Origin of the sequence: Aureibaculum algae (assembly GCF_006065315.1) — a bacterium.
Classification (GTDB): Bacteria; Bacteroidota; Bacteroidia; order Flavobacteriales; family Flavobacteriaceae; genus Aureibaculum; species Aureibaculum algae.
The window spans coordinates 1,752,198-1,763,958 of sequence record NZ_CP040749.1 but is presented as its reverse complement, the minus strand read 5'-3'; the positions used below and the strand labels follow the sequence as shown (position 1 = coordinate 1,763,958).

General features: G+C 32.0%; 14 protein-coding genes. 9 read left to right on the top strand and 5 right to left on the bottom strand.

Annotation, left to right across the window (positions count from 1 at the left end; translation table 11 throughout):
* The first annotated feature begins 24 nt into the window (after positions 1 to 24).
* The 5 genes from dapF to FF125_RS07220 all read left to right on the top strand — a co-directional run bounded on the left by dapF (position 25) and on the right by FF125_RS07220 (position 4,221).
* Positions 25 to 807, top strand: coding sequence for a diaminopimelate epimerase (gene dapF, locus FF125_RS07240; protein WP_138949132.1), 783 nt, complete (start codon positions 25 to 27; stop codon positions 805 to 807).
* Positions 808 to 814: 7 nt separating this feature from the next.
* On the top strand, positions 815 to 1,339 hold the full coding sequence (locus FF125_RS07235; protein ID WP_138949131.1) for a GNAT family N-acetyltransferase: 525 nt from the start codon (positions 815 to 817) through the stop codon (positions 1,337 to 1,339).
* A gap of 68 nt (positions 1,340 to 1,407) precedes the next feature.
* Entirely contained in the window at positions 1,408 to 2,442 is a 1,035-nt protein-coding gene (gene mltG, locus FF125_RS07230) for an endolytic transglycosylase MltG (RefSeq protein WP_138949130.1), read from the top strand.
* A gap of 39 nt (positions 2,443 to 2,481) precedes the next feature.
* A complete protein-coding gene (locus tag FF125_RS07225; protein ID WP_250629703.1) occupies positions 2,482 to 3,486 on the top strand; it encodes a DUF2279 domain-containing protein in 1,005 nt (334 codons plus the stop codon).
* Between the two features lie 105 nt (positions 3,487 to 3,591).
* Positions 3,592 to 4,221: a peptidoglycan-binding protein LysM gene (locus FF125_RS07220; RefSeq protein WP_138949129.1), complete on the top strand. Its 630-nt coding sequence runs from the start codon at positions 3,592 to 3,594 to the stop codon at positions 4,219 to 4,221.
* 76 nt (positions 4,222 to 4,297) lie between these two features.
* Here FF125_RS07220 and FF125_RS07215 read toward each other — a convergent pair whose 3' ends face one another.
* From FF125_RS07215 to dnaA, 3 genes are read right to left on the bottom strand one after another with little or no spacing between them, the layout of a single operon-like run.
* Positions 4,298 to 5,014: an SAM-dependent methyltransferase gene (locus tag FF125_RS07215; RefSeq protein WP_138949128.1), complete on the bottom strand. Its 717-nt coding sequence runs from the start codon at positions 5,012 to 5,014 to the stop codon at positions 4,298 to 4,300.
* Positions 5,004 to 5,465 carry a low molecular weight protein-tyrosine-phosphatase gene (locus FF125_RS07210; RefSeq protein ID WP_138949127.1) on the bottom strand — a complete coding sequence of 154 codons (462 nt, stop codon included), beginning with the start codon at positions 5,463 to 5,465 and terminating at the stop codon, positions 5,004 to 5,006. Before FF125_RS07210 ends, FF125_RS07215 begins: the two co-directional genes overlap by 11 nt.
* A gap of 10 nt (positions 5,466 to 5,475) precedes the next feature.
* Entirely contained in the window at positions 5,476 to 6,903 is a 1,428-nt protein-coding gene (gene dnaA, locus FF125_RS07205) for a chromosomal replication initiator protein DnaA (RefSeq protein ID WP_117884012.1), read from the bottom strand.
* A 165-nt stretch (positions 6,904 to 7,068) separates the two neighbouring features.
* Here dnaA and FF125_RS07200 point away from each other — a divergent pair, with 165 nt between their 5' ends.
* Positions 7,069 to 7,473 (top strand): acyl-CoA thioesterase, encoded by a 405-nt coding sequence (locus FF125_RS07200; RefSeq protein ID WP_138949126.1) that lies wholly within the window; start codon positions 7,069 to 7,071, stop codon positions 7,471 to 7,473.
* On the opposite strand, the gene FF125_RS07195 is transcribed toward FF125_RS07200, so the two are convergent.
* Together FF125_RS07195 and ribD are read right to left on the bottom strand one after the other, a co-directional pair.
* Positions 7,474 to 8,052, bottom strand: coding sequence for an IMPACT family protein (locus FF125_RS07195; RefSeq protein WP_250629702.1), 579 nt, complete (start codon positions 8,050 to 8,052; stop codon positions 7,474 to 7,476).
* Positions 8,053 to 8,104: 52 nt separating this feature from the next.
* Positions 8,105 to 9,151, bottom strand: a complete 1,047-nt coding sequence (gene ribD / locus FF125_RS07190; protein WP_138949124.1) for a bifunctional diaminohydroxyphosphoribosylaminopyrimidine deaminase/5-amino-6-(5-phosphoribosylamino)uracil reductase RibD — start codon at positions 9,149 to 9,151, stop codon at positions 8,105 to 8,107.
* Positions 9,152 to 9,178: 27 nt separating this feature from the next.
* Here ribD and FF125_RS07185 point away from each other — a divergent pair, with 27 nt between their 5' ends.
* From FF125_RS07185 to FF125_RS07175, 3 genes are read left to right on the top strand one after another with little or no spacing between them, the layout of a single operon-like run.
* Positions 9,179 to 9,655 (top strand): GNAT family N-acetyltransferase, encoded by a 477-nt coding sequence (locus tag FF125_RS07185; protein ID WP_138949123.1) that lies wholly within the window; start codon positions 9,179 to 9,181, stop codon positions 9,653 to 9,655.
* Entirely contained in the window at positions 9,656 to 10,555 is a 900-nt protein-coding gene (prmC, locus tag FF125_RS07180; RefSeq protein WP_138949122.1) for a peptide chain release factor N(5)-glutamine methyltransferase, read from the top strand. It begins immediately after the preceding gene.
* 31 nt (positions 10,556 to 10,586) lie between these two features.
* The gene (locus tag FF125_RS07175) at positions 10,587 to 11,633 is read left to right on the top strand and encodes an AI-2E family transporter (protein ID WP_138949121.1); all 1,047 of its coding nucleotides are present in this window, start codon (positions 10,587 to 10,589) and stop codon (positions 11,631 to 11,633) included.
* The last annotated feature ends 128 nt before the right edge of the window (positions 11,634 to 11,761 follow it).

The window sequence follows — 11,761 nt, the reverse complement described above, 5'->3', positions numbered from 1 at the left end:
TAAAAAAATGTTTACATTTGCACCATGAGTCAAATTGAATTTTATAAATATCAAGGTACAGGAAACGATTTTGTTATGATTGATAATCGCCAACAACAGTTTCCCAAAAATGATACCAAATTAATAGCGAAGCTGTGCGACCGAAAATTTGGCATAGGAGCAGATGGTTTAATACTTCTAGAACTGTCAAAATTGCATGATTTCACCATGAAATATTATAATGCTGACGGAAATGAAGGTAGTATGTGTGGCAATGGAGGGCGATGTATAGTGGCTTTTGCAAAACAACTACAAGTTATTGAAACTGATACAATTTTTGATGCCGTTGATGGCTTACATGAAGCTCATATTAAAGACGGTATAGTTAGTTTAAAAATGAAAGATGTAGCTGAAGTTGAACAATTTTCAGATTATATGTTTTTAGATACAGGCTCTCCTCATCATATTGCTTTTGTAGACGGTATTCAGGATTTTGATGTTTATAATACAGGGAAAAGTATTAGATATGGTGCTCCTTATTTTGAAAAAGGAACGAATGTAAACTTTGTGGAGCAACAAAATGAAAATACTTTTAAAATCCGTACCTATGAGCGTGGCGTCGAAGATGAAACCTTAAGTTGTGGTACAGGTGCAACTGCTGTTGCGATAGCTGCATACCATTCAAAAAAAACAAGTAAAAACAATGTTTTTTTAGAAACCCTAGGTGGAACATTAGAAGTTTCTTTTGGTACAGATACTAATTCTTATAAAAAGGTGTTTTTAAAAGGAAAAGCAACAATGGTATTTAAAGGTTTTTTTGAATTATAATAAGAAGATGCGAGCACTAACAGGAAATAACGTTCACTTAAGAGCCTTAGAACCAGAAGATCTAGAGTTTTTATACGAGATTGAAAATGATTCAACTTTTTGGGAAGTTAGTAGTACAGAAACCCCCTATTCAAAATATATTTTACAACAATATTTAGCAAATGCCCACTTAGACATTTATGAGGCGAAACAGCTTCGTTTAGTTATTGGTATTAATAAATCTGATAAACCTATTGGTTTAATTGACCTTTTCGATTTTAATCCACAACATAAACGTGCAGGAGTTGGTATTTTACTTTTAGAAAATGAACAACAAAAAGGGTATGCTTCTGAAGCTTTAGAATTGTTGATTGATTATAGTTTTAAAAATCTAAACTTACATCAACTATTCGCCAACATCACCAAAGACAATAAAAAGAGTACAAAACTGTTTAAAAAATATCATTTTAAAGAAGTTGGTACTAAAAAAGAGTGGATTTTTATGGAAGGGGAATTCAAAGATGAAGTTCTATATCAATTACTAAATTCTTAAAACCCTTTGGAAGAGATCCTAAAAACACAATTAATTACAGACTAATTAGATTCTTTAAAAACATCTCAATGAAGCTTAAAAAAATAATTCTAGCCGTAATTGCAATACTCCTTATTGGAGGAGGACTAATTGCTTATCAATTCTACGGAAAAATATACGGTACTAATGTAAAAGAGGATACCGCTATTTATATCCCAACAAATGCTTCTTTTGATGAAGTAAAAGAGGTTTTAACTCCTGTGGTGAGTAATATTGACAGCTTCGTTTGGGTCGCCAATCAAAAGAACTATCCTAATGTTATAAAATCAGGTAAGTACCTTATTAAAAAAGGAATGAGTAATAACGCCTTAATTGACTTATTACGAAGTGGAAAACAAACACCTTTAACACTTACATTTAACAATCAAGATACTTTAGAAAAATTAGCAGGTAGAATAGCAGCTCAAATAGAACCAGACTCTCTTCAAATATTAACAGCCTTAACAGATTCCAAATTTTTAGCTGAACATAATTTTACTAAAGCTACTGTATTAGGTCTTTTTATACCCAACTCTTATGAGTTTTATTGGAATACTTCTGTTGAAAATTTTAGAAATAAAATGTTAAAAGAATATGACCGATTTTGGAATACAGATAGAATTGCAAAGGCCAAAAAACTAAATATGTCTAAGAATAATGTCATTACTTTAGCGTCCATAGTTCAAAAGGAAACGGCTAAAGTAAGTGAACGCCCTACAGTGGCTGGACTTTATTTAAATCGCTATAGAGATGGTTGGGCATTACAGGCCGATCCAACCGTAATATTTGCATTGAAGCAAAAACATGGTCAAGACTATGAAGTAAAGCGTGTATTAAATGCTGATCTTTTAATAGATTCACCTTACAATACCTATAAGAATACGGGCTTACCTCCTGCTCCAATTGCGATGCCTGATATTTCTTCTATAGACGCAGTGTTAAATTCTGAAAATCATGAATATTATTATATGTGTGCGAGCATATCAAATATAGGGTCTCATGAATTTGCGAGAACACTATCACAGCATAACCTAAATGCTAAAAAATACCAACAATGGCTTAATAAGCAAGGTGTGAATAGATAATTGTTATTACTTTTAACGCTTAGATAAAAGTATTCCGTTTTGAATAAAATCAAAAGTTTATTGAATAAAATGAGTTCGAGTGATGTGTATATGTCGGATTGTGCCAAAAACAAATCTTTTCAAGAAAGCTCAATTAGAATTATTTTTATCCCAATTTGCCTATTATTCTTTTGTTTTACATCGGTAGCTCAACATAAGTCAACTTTTTGGACAAAATCAGATAGTCTTAATGTTAAGAGAAAAAATGCCGTTTATATAGCAGAAGGATCACTAGCTAGTTTAGCATTATTAGGTATTCATCAGCTATGGTATACTAATTATGATTCCTCTTCTTTTCATACCATTAATGATAGTAATGATTGGTTACAAATGGATAAAGCAGGACATACCATGAGTGCGTATTATGTAGGTAAAATGGGGATGACTGTTTTAGATTGGGCAGGTGAAAGTAAAAAGAATCAATTGGTATACGGTGCAACCTTAGGTTTTGGTTTTTTAAGTGTTGTAGAAATCTTTGACGGGTTTTCAAAAGAGTGGGGATTTTCACCATCAGATATTTTAGCAAATGCAACGGGTGCTGGTCTTTTAATTGGACAAGAATTATTATGGGATGAACAACGTATTTTAATGAAATACTCTTTTCACTCGACGAAATACGCTAACCGTCGACCAGAACTATTAGGTGAAAATTTTTTAGAACAAACCTTAAAGGATTACAATGGCCAAACGTATTGGCTATCTGCAAATATCTGGTCATTTGCAAAAGAGAGTCGTTTTCCTAAATGGCTGAATATTGCTTTTGGTTATGGAGCCGATGGTATGATATCTAGCAATACTGATTATTTTATCGATAATGCCATTATCAATCCGCCACAACGACTCAGACAATTTTATTTAAGTTTAGATGTCGATTTATCAAAGATAAAAACAAAATCAAAATTTCTTAAAACACTCTTCTCAACGATAAACTTTATCAAAATACCAGCCCCAACACTCGAAATAAACTCCAATGGGCGTACCAAATTCCATATGCTATATTTTTAAACTGTTGATTTCTAATTGATTAAAAATTAGGTTAGTTTAAATAAATTGTTATATATTTGCCGACTGATTTGAAAAATGCGTTTAACCCCTTTTAATGCATCAACAATGAAAAAGAAAACTAGTAAACTATTAGTATTATTAGTATCCATTTTTACGATATACGGTTTTACCGATATGTATAAAATAGAAACTAAAACAGCAAAATACAATGTGCCTAGTGCAGATTATTTTGCTACCGTACCTCAACTTGCAGAACCTTTTGTTGATTTTGACTCTCCAAATATTGGTAAATCCTTTATTGGTTTTAAAGAAGCGTTGGCTTTTAAAGAATCGCAAGGAAAGTATAACAGTATTAACACCTATGGTTATTTAGGCAAGTACCAATTTGGTAAAGGAACCTTAAAACGGTTTAAAATCTATGATACGGCTGAATTCTTAAAAGACCCTCAATTACAAGAAGAAGCTTTTTTAGCTTTATGTTCTGTAAACAAATGGATCTTAAAAAGAGATATCAAAAGGTTTGTAGGTAAAACTATTAATGGCGTTAAAATTACTGAATCTGGTATTTTAGCAGCTGCACACCTTGCTGGTGCTGGTAATGTAAAAACATATTTACGTAGCTATGGTCAAATAACTTTTGAAGATGCATACGGAAGCAGCATAAAATATTACATTAAGAAATTTGCGGGCTATGATACTTCGTTTATCGAAGCAAACAGACATCCTGTTTTATAAAAGACTGATTTAAACTTAAAATCAGAAAAATAATTACAACTATCAACAAAAATCCTCAATGTTACATTGGGGATTTTTACATTTTATGAATAATAAAAATAGCAGGTCTTTTATGTAAATTTACTTTTTGCCTCTTCCAATCATTTACCGTCATTGTCTTAATAAATTCTGTAGACAATGTGATGTCTACTGCGATACATAATTTTGTTTGACCAGAGAGCGTTTGCTTCAAATCTTCAAGCAATTTCTCATTACGATAGGGTGTTTCTATAAAAATTTGTGATTGATTTTTATCGAAAGATAATTTCTCTAATTGTTTAATACTTTTCTTACGTTCTCCCTTTTCAATGGGTAAATAACCATTAAACGCGAAGCTCTGTCCGTTTAATCCAGATGCCATCATTGCCATAATAATTGAAGATGGCCCTACCAAAGGAACAACACTAATACCTTTTTGATGTGCTAGCTGCACTATTGAAGCTCCGGGATCAGCAACGGCTGGTACACCTGCTTCTGACAATAATCCCACATTTACTCCCTTAGCACAAACGTCTAAGTAATTTTGAATCTCTAAGATATCTGTAAATTTATCAAGAAGGTATATCGTTAAATTGGGTTGTGACTTTCTAGGAGATATTTTCTTTATAAATCGTCGAGCTGTTTTTTCATTTTCAACAATATAATGATCCGTTCGCTCAATTATTTTTTTCACCGACATCGGTAACACCTCTAAAGGTTCATTATCACCTAAAGTTGTAGGTATTAAATAGAGTTTCCCTTTACTATTCTCCATCATTCAGTGTATTAGCAATTATTGCACATGACTTATCTAGCATTTGATAAACATTTTCGAAACCACGTTCTGTATCATGATACGGATCGGGAACATCAACATTTTCATTTGGAAACAATTCATTGAGAATCATTTTAACCTTAGCCCTATCATCTTCATTTCTTGCTAAGCTTAAAATATCGTCTCTATTAAAAGCATCCATTACATAAATCAAATCGAATTCATCAAAATCTGATTGTTGAAATTTTCTACAACGCTGATCTGTAATGTCAATGTTATATTTTTCAGCAACAGCAATAGAACGACTATCAGGTAATTTACCAATATGGTAACCTCCTGTTCCGGCTGAGTCTATAAAAACTTTTTGCGAATCAACTTTAGATTTTAAAATACCTTCAGCTAATGGTGAGCGACAAATATTACCGAGGCAAACCATTAAAATACGCGTCATTGTATTGGTATTAAAATGATAACTTTTTAGTTATATCTTCAACGTATTTTTTAAATTGCTTATCAGTCTCAGTAAGGTTATCTACAGTTTTACAAGCATGCAACACCGTAGCATGATCTCTACTTCCTATTTGAGAACCAATACTAGCTAATGAAGCTTTAGTCATACGTTTTGCAAAATACATAGCTAATTGACGAGCTTGTACAATATGACGCTTACGCGTTTTAGATTGCAGTGTAGTTACGTCCATTTCAAAATATTTAGAAACAACTTTCTGAATATAATCAATAGAAACTTCACGTTTAGTGTTTTTTACAAACTTGTCAACTATCTGTTTAGTAAGAGCTAACGTAAATTCCTTTCTATTAAAAGAAGCTTGGGCAATCATAGAAATAAGCACTCCTTCTAACTCCCTAACGTTCGATTTTATATTCTTAGCAATATACTCAACTATCTCATCAGGCATCTCTACGCCGTCTCTAAATAGTTTTTTCTGTAATATTAAAATTCTTGTTTCATAATCAGGTGCCATTAATTCAGCTGACAACCCCCATTTAAAACGTGACAACAAACGTTGTTCTATATCTTGCATATCAACAGGAGCCTTGTCAGATGTCAAAATTACCTGTTTACCGTTTTGATGTAAATGATTAAAAATATGGAAAAAGACATCTTGCGTACCTGATTTACCAGACAAAAATTGCACATCATCAACAATTAAAACATCTATCATCTGATAAAAATGAATAAAATCGTTACGCGTGTTTCCTTTTACAGAATCTATATATTGTTGTGTGAATTTTTCAGCAGAGATATACAATACTGTTTTTTCTGGGTATTTATCTTTAATATCAACACCAATAGCGTGAGACAAATGCGTTTTACCTAAACCAACACCCCCATAGATCAATAAAGGATTAAATGAAGTGCCACCTGGTTTGTTAGCAACTGCCATACTCGCAGATCTTGCTAAACGGTTTGAATCTCCTTCTATAAAACTATCGAAATTATAATTTGGGTTAAGTTGAGATTCTATTTTAACTTTCTGAATACCTGGTATAATAAAAGGGTTTCTTAACTCTCTTTTATCAATTTCTAACGGTACAGTAATTCCCTGACTATTAAATGGTTTTCTATTAGAGCTTGGTATTTTTACGGTATGCGGATTTTTACTACTATAAGCATTTTCCATCCTAACATCATACACTAATTTAGCATCGTCACCTAACTCCCTTACCAAAGCAACTCTCAACAATTTAATGTAATGCTCTTCTAACCATTCGTAGAAGAACTTACTCGGAACTTGAATAGTTAACGCTTCTCCAGCTATTTTTACGGGTAAAATTGGTTCAAACCATGTTTTGTATGCTTGGGGCTTAATGTTATCTTTAATAAAAGACAAACAATTATTCCAAACTGAAGTAGCAGTTTTACTCATTCTAATTATTTAGTTTTGTTAGTTAAAAAAAGAGCCAAAAATTGGGGTTATACTCTCTCTTATTACGAGCTACAAAAATGTGAATAAATTTTATTATAAAAAATTTTTTTATACTTGTTTTTCAACTTTTTTTTTATTACACTCGTCTTCAAATATAGCAAATTTATGTTGAACCATGAAATAAATATTAGAGTACGTTACGGAGAGACCGATCAAATGAAATATGTCTACTACGGTAATTACGCCCAATACTTTGAAATGGGTAGAGTTGAATGGCTTCGTAACCTAGGTTTGTCCTATAAAAAGATGGAAGAATTTGGTGTTATGCTGCCCGTTATCAATATGAATATTAACTATTTAAAACCTGCCAAATACGACGACTTACTTACCCTTAAAACCACATTGACAAAACTACCTGGATTTAAAATTGATTTTGCCTATGAACTTTACAATGAAGCGGATGAGTTATTAACAAAAGCAACCACAACTTTAGTTTTTATTGACATAAAACGTAACAGACCAACAAAAGCTCCAGAATACATATTAGAAAAAATTAATCCGTATTTTTAATTAAATAATTTTCCAATTGATATGTCTCGATTCTTCTAACGCTAATTGCAACTTTTCAGCTTCACTTTTTCTTATTGCAATTACAAATTCGCACTTCATTTCCATTATTTGTTCTATTATATCTGCAGATGTTTCTTTAATAATTCTCATTACAACGTTCATTTGAGCGTATTCAAAAGATAATTGAAACTGCGTATTTATAGTCTTAATCACTATTTTCGATGATTCCAACGCAAGTTGTGCCGCTGTTTTATAGGCATTGACTAAACCTCCAACCCCCAATTTAGTACCTCCAAAATAACGAACTACTACCACCAAAACATTGGTCACGTCTTTGGACAGTATTTGTCCATAAATAGGTTGGCCTGCAGAATTATTAGGCTCACCATCATCATTTACACGATAATGCACATCTTCTACACCAATTTGCCATGCATAACACCAATGCCTTGCCTTATGGTGTTGACTTTTAAGGCTATCAACAAGTTGCTTTACATTTTCCTCATTGATTAATGGATAGGCATAGCCTAAAAACTTACTACCTCTATCTTTAAATATTACTTCTTCTGAAGGTTTCAATATGGTTTTATAGGTATCGATATTTATTATTTTAATTTTTACTCAAATTTACTTACAAAACCTTTGGAACCAAAATTTTTAGTGCATCAGACTTAATTTCTTTTTTTGAAATTTCAACTCCTTTAATATAAGGAGCTTTTACTCCCTCATAAAAAGTTGAATTTCCAACAAAAACCCTCGCTTCATCCCATAAATTGGCATCTATAAAAGATTGTAACGTTTTAGCACCTCCTTCTACAAGGACTGATTGAATTTCATTTTGATATAAATAATCACAAATCTGCTGAGGAACATTTTCTGAAAAATCAATTTTACAATAAACCAAAGATTCCTCTTCCCTGTTTTTAACTTCGTTAAACACTATAGTCTTATTGACCCCATCTAACACATGACAACTATCTGGAATTCGCAATGTTCTATCCAATACCAATCTTAATGGGTTTTGTCCCGCCCAATCTCGGACATCCAATTTAGGATTGTCTTGCAACACAGTATTCGTCCCCACTAAAATAGACGGCTCTTCAGCTCTCCATTTATGCACCAATTGACGTGAGTATCGGTTGGTAATCCATACCGGTTCATTTTTTACAACTCTTTTAGCTGGAGCGATAAAGCCATCTGATGTTTCTGCCCATTTTAATATAATAAAAGGTCTTCTTTTATTATGAAAAGTAAAAAAGCGACGGTTTAATGCTATACATTCGTTTTCTAAAACACCAACAATAACCTCACAACCCGACTTTCTTAATTTTTCAATTCCTTTTCCTGCAACTGCCTCAAAAGGATCTACACATCCCACAACAACTTTTTGCAATTTATGCTTAACAATCAAATCAGAACAAGGAGGTGTTTTTCCAAAATGATTACAAGGCTCTAAACTCACATAAAGCGTTGATTTTTGCAACTTACTTTTGTTTACCACTGAATTAATCGCGTTTACTTCTGCGTGATTCCCTCCATATGGGCTGGTAAAACCTTCTCCAATAATAACATCATCGCATATAATAACACAACCCACCATGGGATTAGGTCTTGTTAAACCCAATCCGTTTTTTGCCAATTCTAAACAGCGTTTTATGTATTTTTCATGTATCTTCACATCGCAAAAATACAGATTTAAAAAGATATGATTATTCGAAAAATAGAACCGAAAGATAATCAAGAAATAGAGCAGATAATTAAAGAAACTATATTAGAATTTGGCTTACCTACTAATGGTACTGCTTATGAAGATATAGAAACCACAAAAATGCATGCGTCATATCAACAAAATAACGAAGTTTATTTTGTTTTAGAAAACGAAAATAAAATTGTTGGCGGTGCTGGAATCAAAGCTTTAAAAAATAATACTGAAGGCGTTTGCGAACTTCAAAAAATGTACTTCAGCCCTATTGCCAGAGGAAAAGGTATAGGTAGCGTTCTTATAAAAAAATGCTTACAAGAAGCGAAAAATTTCGGATTTAGTGCATGTTACATAGAAACCGACCCGAGAATGGAGGCGGCAATTCACCTATACAAAAAGAATGGTTTCACCGCATTAGAAACTTCTTTAGGCGATACTGGACACAGCTCATGTAGTGTTTGGATGTTAAAAACTTTATAAATGAATTTATTACAATTAAAATCTCTTTTTATAGATGAATTAACGGATACTTATCCTAAAGAGGAAATATTGTCTTTTTATTATTTATTAATTGAAGGTTTGTTGCACTTACAAAAAAAGGAAGTGTTTTTGGAGCCCACTATTAAACTATCTACTCAGCATTTAAGTGAGTTTAAAAATTCTATAGCACTTTTAAAACAAGAAAAGCCAATTCAACACCTCTTAGGGAGCACAGAATTTTGCGGCTTCACCTTTAAAGTTAATGAAAACGTATTGATCCCCAGACCTGAAACTGAAGAATTAGTTCATTGGATTTGTTCAGATAGAATTTCTGATATTTCAAATCAAAAAGATTCAGGCAGCAGCCAAACATCAATACTAGACATTGGAACTGGTAGCGGCTGTATTGCCATTAGCCTCGCTAAAAAATGCCCTAACAGTGAGGTAAGTGCTTTAGATGTATCCAAAAACGCTTTGATTACAGCTAAAGAGAATGCAATAGCAAATGATGTTGCTATTCATTTCATTGAACAAGACATTTTAAACTTTCCTATTAAATTTAACACTACCGTATTTAAAAAGTATGATATTATTGTAAGTAATCCCCCATATGTTCGTGAAATGGAAAAACAAGAAATGCAAAACAATGTATTACAGAACGAACCTCATTTAGCTCTATTTGTAGATAACGACAACCCTCTTTTGTTTTATAATAAAATAGCAGAATTTGCCAAAGAGAACTTAACAGAAAATGGATTGATTTATTTTGAGATCAATCAATATTTGGCTTCTGAAACCGCTACATTGTTAGAACAAAAGGGATTTAATAGGATTGAAATACGAGAAGATATCTACGGAAACAAAAGAATGTTAAAAGCAACTAACAAATCAAATCTTTAATTAACTTTGCAAATTAAATTTTGCGACATTAATGAATAATCTTAAAACAACAAATACATTATTGCTAATTTTAGTGGTACCAGTAGTATTCTATTTACTAAATATACTTTCGTTTATTTTTATACCATTGGTATTCTCTATGTTTATTGCATTATTATTTTTACCATTGTTGCGTTGGTTACAGAAAAAAGGAATAGCTAAAGCCATAAGCATCTCTATAGTTATCCTTATTATTATTGGTGGATTAAAGATTATAGCCGAACTGATACAATTATCTAGTAGAGAAATAATTGCGACGAATGAAGCATTTATCGAAAAAGCCCAACTAAAATTAGTCGCTATTTTAAATTCTTACCAAGATTTTTTTGGAGTTGAACAAGGTACAGATACCAACTTTTTAAACCACTTTCTAAATAAAGACAATTTCGGCTCAACCATTAGTTATATTGGCAATACATTAACAATGACGTTGATGACTGCATTTTTCGTTGTTTTATGGCTTGCTGAGTCTATTAATGTTCAAAAACTAATGAACAATACCATCCTTAGACAAAAGCATACTTCTGTAAAGACTTTTATGAAAATTGAAAAAGACTTAATAAAATTTATTAAAGTTAAATTTTTAGTAAGTTTAGGAACGGGAATTTTCACTGGATTAGCATGTTACTTTTTTGATGTTAGTTTTCCTATTTTCTGGGGACTATTTGCCTTTGTCATAAACTTTGTTCAAATGATAGGCTCTTTTATAACTGTGATTCTATTAGCTATATTTGCTTTTGTAGAATTAGACCCTAATAGTATTTTATTATTTTTTGTCTTAACAATTACAGGAGTACAAGTTTTATTTGGTAGCATTTTAGAACCAATTTTTATGGGAAAATCATTCTCTATAAATATTATCACTGTATTGGTAATGCTAATGTTTTGGGGCTTTATCTGGGGTGTTCCAGGAATGATTATGTCTATTCCTATAACAGTATTCATAAAAATCATATTAGAACAATACCCAGAAACAAGAGTAATAGCAAATATTATTTCCGGAAACGACACGGTAATTCCGTTACCTGTCAAAAAATAATACCTACTCTCTAAATTCAGATTTCCTTTAGATTCGTTAAATATCTTTAGCTCTTAAACGCTAAACACATTCCCCTTCTATGTGTTTTTCTTTTAAAAGATATTACGATTATTTTGATTGAATTCACC

Excerpts from the sequence above, each read along its gene's own strand:
- prmC (WP_138949122.1), top strand. The coding sequence starts at position 9,656 with ATGAATTTATTACAATTAAAATCTCTTTTTATAGATGAATTAACGGAT.
- FF125_RS07215 (WP_138949128.1), bottom strand. The coding sequence starts at position 5,014 with ATGGAGAATAGTAAAGGGAAACTCTATTTAATACCTACAACTTTAGGT.
- FF125_RS07185 (WP_138949123.1), top strand. The coding sequence starts at position 9,179 with ATGATTATTCGAAAAATAGAACCGAAAGATAATCAAGAAATAGAGCAG.
- FF125_RS07210 (WP_138949127.1), bottom strand. The coding sequence starts at position 5,465 with ATGACGCGTATTTTAATGGTTTGCCTCGGTAATATTTGTCGCTCACCA.
- mltG (WP_138949130.1), top strand. The coding sequence starts at position 1,408 with ATGAAGCTTAAAAAAATAATTCTAGCCGTAATTGCAATACTCCTTATT.
- FF125_RS07200 (WP_138949126.1), top strand. The coding sequence starts at position 7,069 with ATGTTGAACCATGAAATAAATATTAGAGTACGTTACGGAGAGACCGAT.
- FF125_RS07175 (WP_138949121.1), top strand. The coding sequence starts at position 10,587 with ATGAATAATCTTAAAACAACAAATACATTATTGCTAATTTTAGTGGTA.
- FF125_RS07235 (WP_138949131.1), top strand. The coding sequence starts at position 815 with ATGCGAGCACTAACAGGAAATAACGTTCACTTAAGAGCCTTAGAACCA.
- dapF (WP_138949132.1), top strand. The coding sequence starts at position 25 with ATGAGTCAAATTGAATTTTATAAATATCAAGGTACAGGAAACGATTTT.
- dnaA (WP_117884012.1), bottom strand. The coding sequence starts at position 6,903 with ATGAGTAAAACTGCTACTTCAGTTTGGAATAATTGTTTGTCTTTTATT.
- FF125_RS07220 (WP_138949129.1), top strand. The coding sequence starts at position 3,592 with ATGAAAAAGAAAACTAGTAAACTATTAGTATTATTAGTATCCATTTTT.